This is a genomic window from Bacillus inaquosorum KCTC 13429 (assembly GCF_000332645.1).
GTDB classification, from domain to species: Bacteria; Bacillota; Bacilli; order Bacillales; family Bacillaceae; genus Bacillus; species Bacillus inaquosorum.
The window spans coordinates 26,420-45,658 of record NZ_AMXN01000012.1; the positions used below are offsets into that span (position 1 = coordinate 26,420).

Annotated in this window: 19 protein-coding genes; 1 reads left to right on the plus strand and 18 read right to left on the minus strand. The window is 42.4% G+C overall.

Features of this window, described 5'->3' with window-relative positions; genetic code table 11:
- Nucleotides 1-74: 74 nt before the first annotated feature.
- The 18 genes from mfd to metG all read right to left on the minus strand — a co-directional run bounded on the left by mfd (nucleotide 75) and on the right by metG (nucleotide 18,408).
- The gene (gene mfd / locus BSI_RS00705; RefSeq protein ID WP_003242122.1) at nucleotides 75-3,608 is read right to left on the minus strand and encodes a transcription-repair coupling factor; all 3,534 of its coding nucleotides are present in this window, start codon (nucleotides 3,606-3,608) and stop codon (nucleotides 75-77) included.
- A 69-nt stretch (nucleotides 3,609-3,677) separates the two neighbouring features.
- Nucleotides 3,678-3,908: an anti-sigma-F factor Fin gene (gene fin / locus BSI_RS00700; RefSeq protein ID WP_003242124.1), complete on the minus strand. Its 231-nt coding sequence runs from the start codon at nucleotides 3,906-3,908 to the stop codon at nucleotides 3,678-3,680.
- Between the two features lie 59 nt (nucleotides 3,909-3,967).
- The gene (gene pth, locus BSI_RS00695) at nucleotides 3,968-4,534 is read right to left on the minus strand and encodes an aminoacyl-tRNA hydrolase (RefSeq protein WP_003242126.1); all 567 of its coding nucleotides are present in this window, start codon (nucleotides 4,532-4,534) and stop codon (nucleotides 3,968-3,970) included.
- Between the two features lie 106 nt (nucleotides 4,535-4,640).
- Nucleotides 4,641-5,258, minus strand: coding sequence for a 50S ribosomal protein L25/general stress protein Ctc (locus BSI_RS00690; RefSeq protein WP_003242128.1), 618 nt, complete (start codon nucleotides 5,256-5,258; stop codon nucleotides 4,641-4,643).
- Nucleotides 5,259-5,341: 83 nt separating this feature from the next.
- Nucleotides 5,342-6,295: a ribose-phosphate diphosphokinase gene (locus BSI_RS00685; protein ID WP_003218353.1), complete on the minus strand. Its 954-nt coding sequence runs from the start codon at nucleotides 6,293-6,295 to the stop codon at nucleotides 5,342-5,344.
- 22 nt (nucleotides 6,296-6,317) lie between these two features.
- Nucleotides 6,318-7,688, minus strand: a complete 1,371-nt coding sequence (glmU, locus tag BSI_RS00680) for a bifunctional UDP-N-acetylglucosamine diphosphorylase/glucosamine-1-phosphate N-acetyltransferase GlmU (RefSeq protein WP_003242130.1) — start codon at nucleotides 7,686-7,688, stop codon at nucleotides 6,318-6,320.
- 192 nt (nucleotides 7,689-7,880) lie between these two features.
- Nucleotides 7,881-8,174, minus strand: a complete 294-nt coding sequence (gene spoVG, locus BSI_RS00670; protein ID WP_003218346.1) for a septation regulator SpoVG — start codon at nucleotides 8,172-8,174, stop codon at nucleotides 7,881-7,883.
- Between the two features lie 195 nt (nucleotides 8,175-8,369).
- Complete coding sequence (gene ridA, locus BSI_RS00665; protein WP_003226738.1) at nucleotides 8,370-8,747, minus strand: 2-iminobutanoate/2-iminopropanoate deaminase; 378 nt, start codon at nucleotides 8,745-8,747, stop codon at nucleotides 8,370-8,372.
- Nucleotides 8,744-9,601, minus strand: a complete 858-nt coding sequence (gene purR, locus BSI_RS00660) for a pur operon repressor (RefSeq protein ID WP_003242134.1) — start codon at nucleotides 9,599-9,601, stop codon at nucleotides 8,744-8,746. Before purR ends, ridA begins: the two co-directional genes overlap by 4 nt.
- A gap of 55 nt (nucleotides 9,602-9,656) precedes the next feature.
- On the minus strand, nucleotides 9,657-10,526 hold the full coding sequence (gene ispE, locus BSI_RS00655) for a 4-(cytidine 5'-diphospho)-2-C-methyl-D-erythritol kinase (protein ID WP_003242137.1): 870 nt from the start codon (nucleotides 10,524-10,526) through the stop codon (nucleotides 9,657-9,659).
- Nucleotides 10,527-10,673: 147 nt separating this feature from the next.
- The gene (locus BSI_RS00650) at nucleotides 10,674-10,859 is read right to left on the minus strand and encodes a small, acid-soluble spore protein, alpha/beta type (RefSeq protein WP_003218333.1); all 186 of its coding nucleotides are present in this window, start codon (nucleotides 10,857-10,859) and stop codon (nucleotides 10,674-10,676) included.
- Nucleotides 10,860-11,018: 159 nt separating this feature from the next.
- Nucleotides 11,019-11,279, minus strand: coding sequence for a biofilm formation stimulator Veg (veg, locus tag BSI_RS00645; RefSeq protein ID WP_003218330.1), 261 nt, complete (start codon nucleotides 11,277-11,279; stop codon nucleotides 11,019-11,021).
- 210 nt (nucleotides 11,280-11,489) lie between these two features.
- The gene (yabG, locus tag BSI_RS00640; RefSeq protein WP_003242140.1) at nucleotides 11,490-12,362 is read right to left on the minus strand and encodes a sporulation peptidase YabG; all 873 of its coding nucleotides are present in this window, start codon (nucleotides 12,360-12,362) and stop codon (nucleotides 11,490-11,492) included.
- Nucleotides 12,363-12,522: 160 nt separating this feature from the next.
- A complete protein-coding gene (gene rsmA, locus BSI_RS00635) occupies nucleotides 12,523-13,401 on the minus strand; it encodes a 16S rRNA (adenine(1518)-N(6)/adenine(1519)-N(6))-dimethyltransferase RsmA (RefSeq protein WP_003242142.1) in 879 nt (292 codons plus the stop codon).
- Nucleotides 13,394-13,954, minus strand: a complete 561-nt coding sequence (rnmV, locus tag BSI_RS00630; protein ID WP_003242144.1) for a ribonuclease M5 — start codon at nucleotides 13,952-13,954, stop codon at nucleotides 13,394-13,396. Before rnmV ends, rsmA begins: the two co-directional genes overlap by 8 nt.
- A 144-nt stretch (nucleotides 13,955-14,098) precedes the next feature.
- Nucleotides 14,099-15,412, minus strand: coding sequence for a ubiquitin-like domain-containing protein (locus tag BSI_RS00625; RefSeq protein WP_003242146.1), 1,314 nt, complete (start codon nucleotides 15,410-15,412; stop codon nucleotides 14,099-14,101).
- A gap of 155 nt (nucleotides 15,413-15,567) precedes the next feature.
- On the minus strand, nucleotides 15,568-16,335 hold the full coding sequence (locus BSI_RS00620) for a TatD family hydrolase (RefSeq protein ID WP_003242148.1): 768 nt from the start codon (nucleotides 16,333-16,335) through the stop codon (nucleotides 15,568-15,570).
- A gap of 78 nt (nucleotides 16,336-16,413) precedes the next feature.
- Nucleotides 16,414-18,408 carry a methionine--tRNA ligase gene (gene metG, locus BSI_RS00615; RefSeq protein ID WP_003242150.1) on the minus strand — a complete coding sequence of 665 codons (1,995 nt, stop codon included), beginning with the start codon at nucleotides 18,406-18,408 and terminating at the stop codon, nucleotides 16,414-16,416.
- 494 nt (nucleotides 18,409-18,902) lie between these two features.
- On the opposite strand from metG, the gene abrB reads away from it, so the two are divergent.
- Nucleotides 18,903-19,193, plus strand: coding sequence for a transition state genes transcriptional regulator AbrB (abrB, locus tag BSI_RS00610; RefSeq protein WP_003226760.1), 291 nt, complete (start codon nucleotides 18,903-18,905; stop codon nucleotides 19,191-19,193).
- Nucleotides 19,194-19,239: the final 46 nt, after the last annotated feature.

A 19,239-nucleotide genomic window follows, 5' to 3' on the forward strand; every position in this document is an offset into this window, starting at 1 on the left:
TTATGTACCTTCCGCCTCGCTTGAAATTAGTATCCGTAACATCAAATGTAATATACACCAGAGAGTAACAAAATTTACGTTGATGAAATGGTTTGCTTTTTCACATCTTTTAAGCCCTTCAGCATGCCCAGCACGGTTTTGAGCCATTCATCGGCACTTCGGCCTTTCGTCTGTATGGAGATTTTGAGTTTTTTGCCTTCCATTCCCAGTCCGATTTGTCTTCCATATTTATTGCCGAGCTCAAACAGCTTCTGGCCGTCAATTTCAGCACTTGCTTCTTCTGAAATTGTCAATCTGACAGCATCTTTATCCTGCTTAATCAGCTCAACACGTTCATACTTCGCATAAACCTTCATTTCTGCAACAGTAAACAAGTATTCGACTTCTTTTGGATAGTTTCCAAACCGGTCGATCATTTCGTCTTGAAGTTCATTCTTCTCTTCGATTGTAGCCACAGACCTGAAGCGTTTATACATATCAATTTTCTGTTTGCCGTCTTGAATATATGTTTCCGGAATATATGCATCAAGCTCAACATCAATTTCTGTTTCAAACTGTTCCGTCTTCGCTGTGTCTCCTTTACGCTCTTCAATGGCCTCCTTCAGCATTTGTGAATAGAGGTCAAATCCGACCGAATCGATGAAGCCATGCTGCTGGGCGCCAAGAAGATTCCCGGCTCCGCGAATCGTTAAGTCACGCATTGCGATTTTAAAACCAGAACCAAGCTCTGTGAATTCTTTAATGGCCTGCAGCCTTTTTTCAGCCACTTCTGTCAGCACTTTATCCCTGCGGTACGTGAAGTACGCATACGCCACACGATTAGACCGGCCGACGCGTCCCCGCAGCTGATAAAGCTGAGAAAGACCCATCTTGTCGGCGTCAAATACGATCAGCGTATTGACGTTCGGAATGTCAACGCCTGTTTCAATAATGGTTGTGCTGACGAGAACGTCTGATTCTCCTTCAAGGAAACTTAGCATAACGGTTTCTAATTCGTTTTCTGTCATTTTCCCGTGCGCATACGCTACCTTTGCGTCAGGGACAAGCATTGAGATTTCATCCGCCTTCCGCTCGATATCCTCTACCCGGTTGTACAAGAAATAGACCTGGCCTCCGCGTGCAAGCTCACGTTCAATCGCCTCTCTGACAAGGGCGCCGTTGTATTCCACAACATACGTCTGTACGGGGAATCGGTTTTCCGGCGGAGTCTCGATGACTGAAAGGTCCCTTACGCCAAGCATAGACATATGCAGCGTACGCGGAATCGGCGTCGCTGTTAAAGTTAATACATCAACATTGGCTTTGATCTGTTTGATCTTTTCTTTATGGGTTACACCGAAACGCTGCTCTTCATCAATGATGAGGAGTCCTAAGTCTTTATACACGACATCTTTTGACAGCAGCCGATGCGTCCCGATGACGATATCAACAGTCCCGTTTTTCAATCCTTTGATTGTTTCGTTCGCTTCTTTTCTCGTTCTGAATCTGCTGAGCAGGCCGATATTAATCGGATAGTCCTGGAAGCGCTCTTTAATGGTTTCATAGTGCTGCTGTGCCAAAATTGTTGTCGGAACGAGCAGAGCTACCTGCTTTCCGTCACCGATCGCCTTAAACGCGGCACGTATGGCAACCTCTGTTTTACCGTAGCCTACATCACCGCATAGCAAGCGGTCCATCGGACGTTCTCTTTCCATGTCCTTTTTGATTTCGTGAATGGAACGGAGCTGATCCTCGGTTTCTTGATAAGGGAACGCCGATTCAAATTCACGCTGCATTTCATGGTCAGGAGAAAACGCATAGCCCTTGCTCGCTTCCCTTTCGGCATACAGCTTAATTAAATCATCAGCAATATCCTGAACGGATGTCTCTACTTTTTTCTTGACCCGTTTCCATTCGCTACCGCCTAATTTATAAAGCTTCGGCTCTTTTCCTTCGGAGCCGACATATTTTTGCACCTGGTCAATTTGTTCTACAGGGACGTAAAGCTTGTCGCTTCCCTGATAATGAATGTTTAAATAGTCTTTGTGGATCCCATTGATTTCAAGGGTTTCAATTCCTAAATACTTTCCGATCCCGTGATTAATATGAACCACATAATCACCGATTTGAAGCTCGGAATAGCTTTTAATGCGCTCTGCATTTGTAAGCTTCTGTTTTCGAGGCTTCTTTTTCACACGGTTTTTGAACAGTTCTTCTTCCGTAATAACGGCAAGCTTCATTAACGGCAGCTCAAATCCCGATTGGAGCTCCCCTTCCATGATATAGACCTGTCCCTGAGCAAGCGCTTTTTTGCTGTCTGTCATGGCGGCTTCGATTTCATAATCAGCGAGAACAGAAGATAATCTCTGTGTACGTTCCTTGTTGGCTCCTAAGAATACAACGGTGAAGTTGGATTTTTTAAAACGTTCCATTTCACCCGCCAGCACATTCATTTGGCCATGGAAACTCTGCATTTGTCTGCTTGACACATTGACGATATTTTGCGGACTCGTGTGGTGTACATGCCGCAAAAATAAAGAATAGTACAGCAGAGGGCGTTTTTGCTCAGCCACTATTTTTTGGAAGCTGAATGACAAACTGATGTCATGCAAAATCTTCCCTTCCTCAAGAAGGTTTGTTATGAACTCCGCTTCTTCTTTTTGAAGCTGTTCTTCCATCTCATGAATCCGGCTGACTTCATCCAAAATCAGAAGTGTATTATCAGGTGTATAATCTAGTAAACTAGCAGGCTTTTCATAGAAATATGAGAGATACTTCACCAGCTCCTGATCTGTCTGGCCTTCAGACAAGCGTTCTTTGTCGTGAGAAATATTCGTGTGAAGGATTTCTTTTTGCTTGTCGAGCTTTAATTTTTTCAGGCTTGCGGCAAGACCTTCATCCATTTTTTCCATCGCCCGCGCTTTTTCTTCAGGTCTGATAATCAATTCCTTCGCAGGACCGATATTGATCGAGGTAAGCGTCTCAATTGACCGCTGATCATCTGAGTTAAAGCTGCGGATTGAATCAACTTCGGTGTCAAAAAGTTCAATTCTCACCGGATGCTCTGAAGTCAGCGGGTAAATGTCAATGATTCCTCCGCGAATACTGAATTCCCCGGGTGCAGAAACCATATCAGACCGCTCATATCCTACCTCTACCAGCCGTGATGCAAGCTGATCAGGTTCGATATCATGGCCCACTTGAATGAGCATTTGGCTGTTTTTCCACACCTCTACAGGCGGCAGCATTCTTCTGATTGCAGCTACAGGAGCAACGACAATTGGCGCTTCTCCATTCGTTAATCTATTAATGACATCTAATCGCTGCGCCCGCAATTCAGGGCTTGCGACTGCGATTTCTGATGAAATAAGTTCATTGACGGGGTACAAAAGGACAGACCGATCCTCTAGAAGTGCAGTCAGATCATCCGTTACTTTCTGGGCTTGATATAAGTTATGGGTGATTAGAAAGATAGGCTTATTCGTTTCATTAGCCAGGGCGGAAGTAAAAACAGAACGCGCGGAACCCGACAGACCCGCGAGCAACTGTTCCTTCAGCCCCTCGTGTAAACCGTTGATGATGGATTTAAAGTCATCGCTTTCTTTTATAAAGGTTTGAATGTTGTCCATATGGCCCCTCCTCTCTGTTTTCTGTGAGAACAGAAAAACGCTTTGGTCTAGTGTCTACACCAAAGCTTTTTATTGAATAAATGTGTGATGTTCGTGGTAATGCGGATTTCGGTCAAGCGCCTCTTGGCAATCTTCACATATCGTCGAAACATGGACATCTCCATTATCTTTATAAGAAATCATATCGTTTCTTTCCTCGTTTGTTAAGTGCTGAAATCCAAGTGAGTCAGTCGATACCATGGAAGATTCAAGACTGCCTACTTTCACTCCGCAATGACGACAATAATAATGCAAAGCCATACAAGGGACCTCCTGATGAAAAAGTCATTTTGGTGTAGTATGGACTTTGTTGATTCATTTTATACCTTTGCGTTAAATTCGTTCATGACTTCTAAAAACGGTTTGCTCAGAGAAGCTTCACAAGCCTTCACAGATTTATCGACCGCTCCGTCAATCTCAGGTGCCTCCTCCTTGGTGAAGGAGCCCAACACATAATCAACGACCTTCATGCCGTTTACAGGCCGGCCGATTCCGATGCGTATGCGGTCAAACTCGGATGTTCCAAGATGTTGAATCAGTGATTTGATGCCATTGTGCCCTCCAGCGCTTCCTTTCGTTCTTAAACGGATCTTGCCAGTCGGAAGATCAAGATCGTCGTAAATGACTGTCAAATCTTCATTATCGACATCATAATAGTCCATTAAAGGCCGCAAACATTCTCCTGATAAATTCATATATGTAAGCGGTTTAACAAGTAGAACCTTTTTGCCGGAAACAAATCCGGTTCCGTATAATCCGTTAAATTTATTTTGATTCAGCTCAATATTCCATTCCTTCGCAAGCTGATCTATCACCATAAATCCGACATTATGCCGTGTATTTTCATAGTTCTTCCCGGGGTTTCCGAGACCGGCAATTACAAGCATGGCGAATCCTCCCTTAGTCACATAAACTCCCGCCTGCATAGCGGGCTATAATTCTTCTCATTCTAGCACAAAAGACGTAACCTCGGGAGGGTTACGCCTTAAGCTATTATTGTTCTTTGTTTTCACCTTCAGGCTGAGCATCGGCAGATTCCTCTTCATCTATCTCAGCTGCTTCCTGCTGCTGCGGAGGAAGGATAGAAGCTACGACCTCATCTGATTCATGATTAAAGGAGTAGTCACTGCCAGCAGGCAAATCCGCAATAGTCAGTACTTCATTTACATCGAGTTTTGAAATATCAGCCTCAATCGTTTGCGGAATGGCTTTTGGCTTAGCCTTTACAGTAAGTGCATACAGCGGCTGCTGCAATACGCCTCCGTTTTTCACTCCAATGGCTTCTCCGGTCAGATGAATCGGAACTTCCACCTCAATGTCTTCACTCATATTGACAACTTGAAAGTCAGCATGAGTGATTTCATTTTTCAGCGGGTCCGTTTGCAGGTCTGTTACCATGACAGAATGTTTTTCTCCGCTGACGTCAAGCGTGATGACTGTATTTTTACCTTCGTCCCTCAGCGTTTTGATCAGCTCCACACTGTCTAATGATACAGGTTTGTTTCCCGTGTCTTTCCCATATATGATACCTGGAACATGTCCTGAAGTACGGATATTCCGAAGAGACGAACGAGTAAAGTCCGTTCTTTCTTTTGCCGTTATTGTTGCCATATTCAGCACCATCCTATTATCGTTTTATTGTCCTATTACAAACAATACCCATAACGATAAGGATTTAAACCTCAAATATCGGTTTAGCTGAACAGATAGCTAACTGATTGCTGCTCATGAACGCGAATAATCGCTTCAGCCAGAAGCGGTCCGACTGAAAGCTGCTTGAACCGTTCAATTTTCTTTTCTTCAGGAAGCTTGATGCTGTTTGTCACAACAAGCTCTTTAATTGTTGAATTATTAATCCGTTCAACAGCAGGGCCTGATAGTACAGGGTGTGTACAGCATGCATATACTTCTTTCGCCCCGTTTTCAACGAGCGCATTAGCAGCAAGTGTAATGGTACCTGCAGTATCAATAATGTCATCGATCAGGATAGCGGTCTTCCCTTCGATATTACCAACAATATTCATGACTTCCGCCACGTTTGGACGCGGACGGCGTTTATCGATAATCGCAATCGGCGCTTTTAGTCGGTCAGCCAGTTTGCGGGCGCGTGTCACACCGCCGTGGTCTGGTGAAACAATGACGATATCTTCAAGGTTTTTGCCTTCAAAATATTCTCCTAAAATCGGAACACCCATTAAGTGGTCAATCGGTATATCAAAGAATCCTTGAATTTGCGGCGCATGCAGGTCAAGTGCAATCACACGAGTCGCACCGGCTGTTTCAAGCAGGTTAGCGAAAAGTTTTGCTGTGATTGGCTCACGGGATCTTGCTTTTCTGTCTTGACGCGCATAACCGTAATAAGGAATAACAATGTTAATCGTTTTTGCAGAAGCGCGTTTTAACGCATCTACCATAATCAGCAGTTCCATAATATGCTCGTTAACGGGGTCACTTGTAGACTGGATGATATAACAGTCACATCCGCGAATACTTTCTTCGATATTAATTTGGACTTCCCCATCACTAAATCTTGTGACAGAACATTTCCCTAATTGAACTCCAACTATATCTGCGATTTCTTTTGCAAGCTCTGGATTCGAATTCAAAGAAAAAATCTTTAAATTCTTATCTCCGTATTGATTAGACATGGATAAACCTCCGAATTTAGGATTATTTTTTATGAATATTTTTCACATAATCGTCTTTATTTACTTGTCTCGCTCTGGCAATAGCAAGCGCTTTTCCAGGTACATCTTCCGTAACAGTTGAACCTGCCGCTACATAAGCGCCTTCTCCGACTGTGACAGGGGCAACCAAGTTGGAGTTGCAGCCGATAAACGCGCCGTCTTCAATTTTCGTCAAATATTTATTCTTTCCATCATAATTGACAGTTATTGAACCGCAGCCCAAGTTTACATCTGTGCCTACCTCAGCATCACCGACATAGCTTAAATGAGAAGCCTTGCTTCGGTCTCCGAATTGAGTCTTTTTGATTTCAACAAAATTCCCGATCTTCACTTCATTCCCGATGACAGAATCAGGTCTGATGTGAGCAAAAGGTCCTATGTTTACATCATTCCCCACTTTACTGTGATTGACTACCGATTGTTTAATGACCGTACGGCTTCCAATTGAACTATTCATAATCTCTGTATGAGGGCCGATAATCGTATCTTCTCCGATTTGCACCTCACCTTTAATCACAGTTCCAGGATAAATCACAGTATCGCTTCCGATGACAGCGTCAGGAGAAATATACGTGTTCATCGGGTCAATCAGCGTTACGCCATTTTGCATATGCCTTTTATTAATACGCTCTTTCATAAATTGTTCTGCCTGAGAAAGAGCAACTCTATCATTAACTCCGAGCGTTTCTTGGAAATTACCAGTCTGGTAAGCGGCAACAGTTTCGCCTTCGTTTTTAAGAATCTCTATGACATCCGGCAAATAATACTCGCCTTGAGCATTATCATTAGACACCTGATCAATGGCCCGAAATAGTGCTTCATTATCAAAGCAATACGTGCCGGTATTGATCTCAGTCACAAGACGTTCCTCTTCAGAGGCGTCCTTATGCTCAACGATTTTTTGAACCGCTCCGTTTGCGCCGCGAATAATACGGCCGTATCCGGTTGGATCTTCTGCAACCGCAGTTAAAATCGTAGCTTTCGCTTCTCTTTGTGTATGTTCTTTCAGCATCTGTTCCATTGTCTCTGCTGTTAAAAGCGGCGTATCTCCGCAAATGACAATCGTGACGCCTTTTTCGTCAGCAAGAAATGGCTGTGCCTGTTTTACCGCATGAGCAGTGCCAAGCTGTTCTGCTTGAAGCGCGTACTCGCTTTTATCACTAAGCTGCTTTTTCACTTCTTCCGCACCATGTCCGACAATCGTGACGAGCTTTGATAAAGATAACTTTAAGGCTTCGTCCACGACGTGCTCTACCATAGGCTTACCGCAAACTGGATGAAGGACTTTATAAAGCTTCGATTTCATTCTCGTTCCTTGTCCAGCCGCTAAAACAACTGCAAACCGCTTATCCATTTATTGGCCTCCAATATCCCTTTTATCCATAGAAAAATATATCCTAAATATCTTCTGATTTCAAGGAGACTTCATGAAGTGCAAGAATTTTCTATTGAGTGCAATTAAGTTTGAAAAATCAGAATTAAAAAAGGACTGCCGGCAAAAGGCTTTTGTCAGCCCTTTCAGCAGTCCTTGCTTTTTGGTTATTTTTTAAGAAGCTCCAGCTTCTTCGAATTCTAATGCTTCAGTGTCACCCAGACGATGATACTCATTTAACACGGCATCTTGAATCTTTCCTCGCGTGCTTGAATTAATTGGATGAGCAATATCGCGGAACTCTCCATCAGGGGTGCGTTTACTCGGCATCGCAACGAAAAGACCATTGTTTCCATCAATCACACGAATATCATGTACAACAAATTCGTGATCCAGCGTGATGGATGCAATCGCTCTCATGCGACCATCGGTATTCACGCGGCGTAATCTTACGTCAGTAACTTCCACAGTAGTTCACCACCTTTTCCCTATATAAAAGCATTAGTTTATCAATTCCACGATTTTTTCCGAAATCCTGCTCGTTTTTAAAATATTTTTTGAAAAAATAGGATATAGTTACACAATTAGGTCATAACACTTTTATTTCGGGCATAAGGTAAATAAAAAAGTGATTCCGAGCTCACCCAGAATCACTTTTTCTTATTATTTTACCAATGCAATAACTTCGATCTCGACCAGCGCGTCCTTCGGGAGTCTCGCGACTTCAACACAGGATCTCGCCGGTTTGTGTGTGTCAAAATATTGTCCGTACACTTCGTTTACTTCCGCAAACTGTTCCATATCCGCGATAAATACAGTTGCTTTTACAACTGTTTCAAAAGAAGCGCCTGCTTCTTCCAGCACCGCTTTTAAGTTGCTGAATACTTGATGAGTCTGCTCCTTAATATCACCGTTCACCATTTCGCCTGAAGGAGTTAAAGGAATTTGACCTGAGCTGTAAAACATATTATTTACGATAATCCCTTGTGAATAAGGCCCGATTGCCGCTGGGGCATGTTTTGTGTGGACTGCTTTTGTCATGATTCTGTCTCTCCATTCTTCAAAAGATTGTCTTTAAAAAAACGCAGAAAATTGCCATTCTGAATTTCAATGGACTTCTCTTTCATGTTGATGGTTGAAAGAGTAAGAAGTGACATATATTCATCAACAAGACGCTCATCTACTCCTTCGGCTTCAACCAAGACGCCGATCCCCGCCACATTTGCGTTAAACTCATCCAACAGGTTAATCATACCATTAATTGTGCCGCCTGCTTTCATAAAGTCATCAATAATGAGTACGTTTGAACCCGTTTTCATGCTTCTTTTCGCTAGTGACATTGTTTGAATGCGGTTTGAGGAACCTGAGACGTAATTAATGCTGACTGTGGATCCTTCTGTTACCTTGTTGTCTTTGCGAACGATGACGACAGGGACATTCAGATAGCTCGCAGCTGCGTACGCCAAAGGGATGCCTTTCGTGGCAACGGTCATGACTACATCAATTTCGCGGTCTGCAAACACAGAAGCAAACAGCTTCCCTACCTTGGAGAGTACAGATGGCTTTCCTAAGATATCCGTTAAATATACATAACCGCCCGGAAGGATACGCTCAGGATTTGCCAGCGACTGTCCAAGTGTCTGCACAAACTCTTCAGCTTCAGCCTGCTTCATTTTCGGAATATATTTGACGCCTCCCGCAGCTCCGGGAACAGTAAGTAAAGTACCGATCCCCTGCTGCTCAAAGGTTTGCTTAATAATCGTTAAATCTTCACTGATCGATGATTTTGCAGATTCATACCGCTCAGAAAAAAAGGTTAGCGGTATTAACTCGTGCGGATGGGTTAACAAGTAATTTGTTAAGTCCACCAATCTGCCGCTGCGACGAAACTTCATGAACTTACCCCCAAAATCCGAATATTTTAAGATCAATATAACTTAACATACGGATTTAATCAAGAGCGTTCTGTTCGCCGATCATTCTTACCGCATAAACTTGATCGCAGAAGCCTCTTAACCCGTTATAAATTCTTTGCACCTTCGACTCATACTGAACCAGCCCAAACACAGTCGGGCCGCTCCCGCTCATTAACACGGCATCTGCGCCAAAGCGTTTCATCTGGTTTTTGATCATCGCGACTTCAGGATGCATATCAAGCGTAACAGATTCAAGCACATTGCCTAAACGGCTGCACATCTTTTGAAAACTCTTTTCCTCTATAGCCTCAATCATGCCTTGTACATCCGGATGTTCTACATCATCCAGCTTCAGCTGTCTGTACACCTCAGCAGTTGAAACACCGATTGTCGGCTTCGCTAAAATGACCCAGCAGTGCGGAGGCGTGCTGATGTGTTTAATTTTCTCACCTCGTCCTGTTGCTAGTGCAGTCCCGCCATAGACACAAAATGAAACGTCGGAGCCAATTTCCGCTCCAAGCTCAGCAAGCGTTTCTGCAGAAAGATTTAAATTCCACAGTTTGTTCAGCCCTCTGAGCGTCGCAGCCGCATCACTGCTTCCGCCGGCAAGACCGGCAGCCACCGGAATCACCTTCGTAATCATGATGGAAACTCCCTTTTTCACGTTGTATCTGTCCTTGATCAGCTTGGCAGCCTGATAAGCTAAGTTTCTTTGGTCATCAGGCACAAAACGGTTGTGGGAGGAAACCCTCACTTCATCCTCTGCCAGCTCCGTCAATTCAATCCGATCCGCTAAATCAATCGTCGTCATGATCATTTCGACTTCATGATAGCCATCCGGGCGTTTTCGGGTTACGTCAAGTGACAGATTGATCTTTGCTGGCGCTTTTTCTAAAATACGCATAGCTTTCACCTACTTCTCCATCTAAACATAAGTATGAACATTGTATCACATTTGAAGTACAGGATGAACATATCCATATTGCGGCCCATTATGTATTTATATCCAACACAAAAAACCGGGGAACGGCACGTCCCCCGGGTCACATCCTTATCGGTTATTCTGATTCTGAGCCATTTGCTGTTCGGCGATTTCAATGGCGCGCTTTACCATGTTACCGGCATCGCGAGCCCGAATTTCGCCCCAGCCGCCATTTTTGACTGTGTCATAAAAACCAAGGTCTTTAGCCAGCTCATATTTAAACTCATCTGACATAACTCCACGACGTCTGCCCAAACGAAACAACCCCTTTTTTAGAAGTGATAGCCATTCGTGCACGTCACGATAATATGTGACTGTTTTATCTTTTGTTAAATCAGATGGAACTTTCGTTAAAATTACTGGAAACCAAAAAAGGGCAAAACAAAAAGCAGTAAACAAAAGGTTCACTGCCCGTTAAAATGCTACTGAGCTTGCGGCGTCATCATTAAATGTCAGCTCAACAGTCTCAGTCAAAATATCAGCATAACTGTATGAAACTCTTTCAAACGAGTTCTCGTCTTGATCTAGTTGTATCACAAAAACAGAAGGGTACGTCTCAGCTAAAATGCCCGAACGCTCAATCGTTTTTCGGCGGCCACCGTTTGCTTTTAACGTCAGCCTTTTACCTAAATTCCCATCAAGCGATCTTTTAATATCGGACAACGTCTTCGCCATTGCATCCACCTCACTACATTTATTGTACAACACGAGCCCATTTTTGTCAAATAAAATTTAAATTATATCAACGTTAATAAGACGTTGTCAATAAAATTATTTTGACAAAATTCTATGATTCCTCAATTATTTTCCGCAAGTTTCGGTAAATTATGTATCATTATGTAAAATAAAAAACCCGCATAGATCTTCGATGCGGGTTTTCATCTGTTAATTGGACTTATAAGGCATTCCAATTCTCAGCACTCCTCTTGTTTCAATACCTCCGAGCCCTTTCTCTCTTGTCAGCGTATTACGGAGCACTTCCCATACATTGATTCGTTCCATAAACGGCGTAAAGCTGATTTTCGCAACGATATACACCGGATCAAGCGCATGGATGTTTACTCTTGATGGAGAACTCGCGAAATTTGCCCCCGCTTTTATGAGTGATTCAAAATGGGATTGGCAGGCCCCTGCAAAAATAACAAGCTGATCTAAGTGAGGGATCTTTTTTCGGGCGTTATGAACCGTTTCAACAAAGTGCTTTGAATGTCTGTACGCGTTCAAATCATCAATGCTGCCCTTTTGCTTCGAGTACGCATCATGTCCTGTTACCACCAGGATATCAGGTCGATATTTGTCGAGTAATTCTTCAATAGAAGCAGACATTTTCTTTTCATGGCAATGGATGCCGTAGACCGGCACTCCAATTTTTTTATAGACATTCAGGCATTTTTTCAGATACGCTTCATCACCATCCAGATGAAGCACCTTGCCCGGCATATGAAAATAATGCTCCTGATGCTGATATTGGCTTGTCGCATAGTACTCCTGCTTTTCTCTGAGCAGCTTATAATCCTGGCGGAGCAATTCGAGCGATTCATTCATTCTGCTCTCATCTTTCTTTTTCCGCATCATCTGCTCATCTTTTTTCACTGCTACCAGATCAGAAAAATCCGCATCAGCAATCAGCCTGACTGCATCGCCATGCAAAATGGCGATTGAATTTCCTTTGCTTGTTTGCTCTATTCCTATAATGCGAAACAAAACATCCATTTGATAAGATTTTCTGGCTACCATATCCCCTATTTGAAATTGCACGTTCCTCACTCCACACATAGACTAAGCCTCATCATGAAAGAAAGAGCCTTGAGAAAGCGCCTTTTTTCGCTGAGTCCAAGTTTTTCTTATCATTGAATTAAAGGTCCTTCTCTAGCCTATGTAGCGGCAGTCCATGTGGTGCGCAAAACAAAAAGCCCTTTTAGAAAAGGGCTTTATACAATCCGTTAGACAGCGCTGCGAACTCCTCAATAGACAGGGATTCACCTCGGCGCTTGCCGTCAATATTTGTTTCTTCCAGCACTTGCTCAATCGTTGATTTTTGTGCTTTTCCTTCAGGCAGGTTGTTGACTAAGTTATTGAGCAGCGTTTTACGGCGCTGAGCAAAGCTTGCCTTGATTAACTGAAAGAAAAAGGCTTCGTTTTCCACGTCCACTGCCGGTCCGTCGCGGAGAATCAGCCGAATGACCGCAGAATCTACGTTAGGCTGAGGAACAAACACGGTTTTCGGAACGATCATCACCGTTTTGGCTTCTGTATAAAATTGCACCGCGATTGAAAGTGAACCGTATTCCTTAGATGAAGGGTCTGCCGCCATGCGCTCAGCCACTTCTTTTTGCAGCATGACCACAATCCCTTTCAGTGGAAGATGTTCTTCAAGCAGTTTCATGATAATCGGCGTTGTCACATAATAAGGAAGGTTGGCTACTACCATGATCTCATCACAGTCTTGAAATTGTTCTTCAATGACCGACTTGACATCAGCCTTTAATACATCCTGATGAATGACTGTGACATTGTCGTAAGGAGATAGCGTATCTTTCAGGATCGGTAATAATCGCTGGTCAATTTCAAATGCCACGACCTTTTTCGCCCGCTTGGCGAGTTGTTCGGTCAAAGCCCCGATTCCCGGGCCGATTTCAATGACACCGGTTTTCTCCGTCACTTCCGCGTGATCGACAATTCTGTCTAAAATGTTCGTATCAATTAAGAAATTCTGTCCTAAGCTCTTTTTAAAAGAAAAACCGTATTTTTTCAGTATCTCTTTCGTTCTAATCGGTGTCGCAATGTCTTTATTCATTCTGTTCCTCCCGCATAACGGTATCGAGCGCACTCATAAAATCACTTTTTTTAATTTGAAACATTTGCAGCCGTTTTTGAAGCTGTTTGCCATTGGTATAGCCGATTTTCAATAAATCACCCAATCGTTCACGGCGGCGTTTGGCTGCAGATCCGCCAATCAGTCCGGCATGAATCAGATCCTCAGCTGAAATCTCACTCGGCTGCGCTTCCATCTCTTCGTGCACGTTTTCTAAACATGCCCTAATGCTTTCAATCGATGCGTGCTCCACACCAATTCCCCGCTTGTTTTTAGGTTTGGCAAGATGCTTTGGTAAAAAAGCATGCTTACAGCCGGGTACAGCCTCAGAAATGGTTTTGCGGATCTTCTCTCCCGGGAAGTCCGGATCCGTCAAAATGATGACGCCTCTGGTCTTCTGGGCCAAACGGATTTGGTCAATCACATAATCATCGATGGCTGAACCATTTGTTTCAATTGTGTCTGCATCAACAGCCAATTTGATGCGGGCCGTATCGTCACGCCCCTCGACCACAATGATCTCTTTAATTTTCATTATTTCCTCCAAGGTAAAATAAAAACTTTTGTATATTCATGAAACTTTTTCTTATGTCGAGCGTCTAATAAGCAGAAAATACACTTTGTCTATTATAACGAAAAAAACAGAGGGCGCAAAACCCTCTGAATACATAAGTATATATTAATTTAAGATTTTAATTTTGACTGTTTTATTTCCCCATCGGTAGGCCGATGATTTTTCTGGGAAAAAGACGTCTATTTTGTTCCCTTTAATCGCTGAACCAGTATCTGCAGCAATGGCATATCCATAGCCTTCAACGTGAACTTTGGAGCCTAGCGGAATAACATTTGGATCTACAGCGATAACTTTCGCATTCGGATTATTTTTCAAATTGACGCCTGTAGCTGTATGTCCTGAACAACCGCTGCAGCTTGCTGTATAAGCCGTAGATGATACAGTCATAACTTTGCCTGTTGATTCATTGCTGCGGGACACGACTGTTTTTGAATCACCGGAAGCACTGACCTTTTCAATCTTTGGACTGCTTTGCTTTGTGCCGACAGCAACCACCTTATCTTTGCTTTGTTCAGCAGTTTCTTCTTTTACAAGCTCTCTGGACACTTCTTTGCCGTTTTCTTTAACGACTTCGAAATGTTTTTTAAGCTTACCTTCTTTTCCTTTTTGGACGACCTTTTCTATCCCTTTTTCAAGAGAAGCGTCTTCTTGCTTTTTCACATCGAACGCGATTTTCTCTTCAACTACATCGGTGACCTTTTCGATACGAGTAATTGTAATATCAGCCTTTCCTTTCGTCAGCTTTGCATCTAACGCAGGCTTGATTTTATCTTCGTCTTTTATGTTCATCTTTTGCTGTTTTAAAAAGTCAGCGACCGTAGTCGAAGTCGTCCAGATCTTCTTTTGTTTTCCTGCATCATTCACAGTAACCTGAAATGCGGGTTCTATGTTAATCTTCATGTCTTTAGAAATATCTGTATCTATTGCGGGATCAATTTGATCGTGTTCTTTTACATCAACATCTTTTTCGTCCAGTAATGCACCGACCGTTTTTGCTGTTGACCATAATGCCTTTTCTTCCCCGTTTATTGTAAGCTTCACAGGTTTTGCAGCCTCGTACACAACGTCCATATCTGCTGTTATCTTTGTCTGTTTAGCAGGTGTGATCTTGTCTTCGTCTCTTGTCTTTATATCAAGCGTCTCTAAAAGATCACCGATCGTTTTTGCATGTGTGCGTATATGTTTCTTTTTGCCATTGATAGAAACTGAGACTGATTGTTTTGTCAGCTCATGAGCCGCATACGCAGTCCCACTTCCTGCCAATAGCAAACAAGCAGCAACCAGAATGACTTTGCTTTTGCTAAGCTTTACGGAAAACAGCTTTTTCATTTTTTGTATGATGAAAAACGCCTCCTTCTCCTCGGAGAGATTATATAGAGTATCTAAAAGGCTGTCAACCCTCCCTTCTCTTTCTCCCAAAAGCTCAGTGTCTTCTTCATTATCCTGAAATACAATGAGAAACGGAAGAAAGACTTGTCGACAAACCTATCCTATGAGGAGAAGAAAGCATGTAGAACTTTTATAGAAAAACGCCGTAAGGAACAAGCTCTTACAAAAACCGCTAGCGTTTTTTGTCAGTTTATACGGAAAAGTCTTTTTGCATTTTCAGTCGTGATTGATGCAATCTCTTCGAAGGTCATTCCTTTTAATTCAGCAATTTGCTCTGCCACATATTTCACATAGCTTGGCTCATTTCTTTTCCCGCGAAAAGGATGAGGTGTGAGAAATGGGCAGTCAGTTTCAATCAGCAAACGATCATTTGGTATTTCCTTCACAACTTCCTTCGGCTTCTTCGCATTTTTAAATGTCACCGGTCCCCCAAATGATAAATAAAAATTCATTTTCATGCATTCTCTTGCCACTTCCGCACTTCCTGTAAAGCAGTGCATGATTCCGCCCACGGCTTCTGCGCCTTCCTCTTTCAAAATCGTCACGACATCCTCCGTTGCATCACGGTTATGAATGATAATAGGCAGATGGACCTCTTTTGCTAAGGCGATTTGTTTTCTAAACACCTCTTTTTGAACATCTTTAGAAGATTTATCCCAATGATAATCCAGTCCCATTTCACCTATCGCTACCACTTTTTCATGAGCAGAGAGCTCTTTAATCCATGCTAAATCTTCTTCTGTCATGTCAATCGCGTCAACAGGGTGCCAGCCGATGGCTGCATAAATAAAATCATATTCCTCAATCATTTCCATCGCACGGGTAATGGTCGGTCGGTCAAAACCAACTACGACTATTCGTTCTACTTTTTCAGATTTTGCCCGCTCAATAACCTCTTCCAGATCAGTATCATATTGTTCTGCATTTAAATGTGCATGTGTGTCAAACAACATAAGTGAAAAACTCCTTTCTTGTCGAAACACAAAAGGTGTTCGACGAATTGTTACACGTGAAACACCTTTTGTTTGTCATTATTTAATTCTTGTGCCTTTCGGTAACGACTGATCGATAGATACGACTTTTAATACGCCGTCTGCCTCCCCAGCAAGGATCATACCTTGAGAAAGCTCTCCTCTCAGCTTAACCGGTTTTAGATTTGTTACACATACGAGTTTTTTCCCAACAAGCTCTTCAGGCGTATAATGCTTCGCAATACCGGATACGACTTGGCGTTTTTCAAAACCAAGATCCAGCTGCAGCTTCAATAGTCGATCTGCTTTTTTCACCGGCTCTGCTTCGATAACCTCTGCCACGCGAAGTTCTACATCCATGAATTGATCAATCGCGATTTCAGGTAAGCGATCAACCTCTTGCGGCTCTTCTTCTTTTGTTTCTTCTTTAGCTGGCGCTGAGCCCTGCATTTTCCCTTTGATGTAAGCAATTTCTTCTTCTGCCTCTAAACGAGGGAACAAAGGCTCGCCTTTTTGTACTTTTGTATCTTTCAGCTGGCCGAAAGCTGTAATGCTGTCCCAAGCTTTTAAAGCTTCATCAGTAATGCCCAGCTGCTCGAACATTTTTTCCGGTGTCTTTGTTAAGAACGGCTGAAGCAACACAGCTGAAATACGCAATGATTCAGCCAGATGATACATAACTGATTGCAGTTCTTCTTCTTTTGCAGGATCCTTCGCAAGCACCCATGGAGCTGTCTCATCAATGTATTTATTTGTGCGGCTGATGAGCTGCCATAATGTTGAAAGAGCTACCGAGAACTCCATGTTTTCCATTGCTTTCTCGTAAGCCTTCACTGTTTCTTCAGCAACTGAAGTGAGCGTTTGATCAAATTCCGTTACTGCACCTTTGTAAGAACCGATTTGTCCGTCAAAATACTTATTGATCATTGCAACCGTACGATTCAATAGGTTTCCTAAATCATTCGCTAAATCATAGTTAATCCGCTCAACAAAACCTTCCGGCGTGAAGACACCGTCAGATCCAAACGGCACTTCGCGAAGCAGGTAATAACGAAGTTCGTCTAAACCGTAGCGTTCAATTAATGTAACGGGATCTACAACGTTCCCTTTTGATTTCGACATTTTTCCGTCTTTCATTAAAAGCCAGCCATGCGCGAATACTTGCTTCGGAAGCGGCAGATCAAGAGCCATCAGCATAATTGGCCAGTAAATGGTATGGAATCGCACAATCTCCTTACCGACTAAATGAACATCGGCAGGCCAATATTTTTGATAAAGCTCATCATTTTCTGTATCATAGCCGAGTGCTGTTAAATAGTTAAATAGTGCGTCGATCCAAACATATACAACGTGCTTTGGATTTTCCGGCACCTTCACGCCCCAGTCAAAAGTGGTACGCGATACAGCCAAATCCTCAAGTCCAGGCTTGATAAAGTTGTTAATCATTTCGTTTTTGCGTGATTCCGGCTGGATGAATGTCGGGTTTTCTTCATAATATTTCAGAAGACGATCCGCGTATTTCCCCATACGGAAGAAATATGATTCCTCTTTGATCAATTCAACTGGGTGTCCGCTGTCAGGGCTTTTTCCGCCGATGACCTCTCCCTTTTCATTCCGCTCGATATCAACCAGCTGAGTTTCCGTGTAGAACGTTTCATCTGGGATACTATACCAGCCTTCATATTCATCAAGATAGATGTCCCCATTATCAAGAAGCTTTTGAAACACCTTTTCAATCACAACTTTATGCCGTTTTTCAGTTGTACGGATAAAGTCGTCGTTTGAGATTTCAAGCTGTTTCCACAGTTTCTGAATATCTGCCGCTGCGCGATCCACATACTCCTGAGGTGTAATGTTTTCCTGCTCAGCTTTTTGCTGAATCTTTTGTCCATGCTCGTCCGTTCCCGTTAAATAGCGAACATCGAACCCTTTTAATCTTTTGTAGCGTGCCATTGCATCTCCCGCGACTGTCGTATATGCATGGCCGATATGTAATTTTCCGCTCGGATAATAAATCGGTGTTGTAATATAAAATGTATTGTTTTCTTGCGGCATCTTGAAACCTCCCAATCAGAATGTCAAAAAGCTCCCGCCCAAAGGACGAGAGCGGCGATAAGTGCAAATCATATATGATTATTATTTATATTTATCCTTTATCTATGATACCATCTTAGCCTTTAAGATCAAGAATATATACGTATGCCCTGAAAAAGAATAATTAAAATTAAAAATCTTTAATGAAAATAAAAAAAGTCTGTTTATGTCGAATTTTGTCGTATATAATCAAATGAAATAAAAAACCTTGGTTCGAAAGTCTTGATTTAAAAGGAGTTTTAGTAGGATAATAGCTTTATTAAAAATTTATAAAATGCTGTTATTCCGGTAGTTTTCAAGACATTACTGACTATAAGAACTAATTCTTACAATCAATAGTAAACAAAATGATTGACGATTATTGGAAACCTTGTTATGCTATGAAGGTAAGGATTTTGTCGAATAATGACGAAGAAAAATATAATTTAAACAAATAATTATCTCTTGGGAGGAGAATGTTTATGAAATCTACTGGTATTGTACGTAAAGTTGATGAATTAGGACGTGTAGTTATTCCTATCGAATTGCGTCGTACTCTTGGAATCGCAGAAAAAGATGCTCTTGAAATTTATGTTGATGATGAAAAAATCATCCTTAAAAAATATAAACCAAACATGACTTGCCAAGTAACTGGTGAAGTTTCTGATGATAACCTTAAACTTGCAGGCGGTAAATTGGTTCTTAGTAAAGAAGGCGCTGAGCAAATCATCAGCGAAATCCAAAACCAGCTTCAAAACCTTAAATAATCATTTCTTTTACAAAAAACGTTCTTGTTATGACACAAGAACGTTT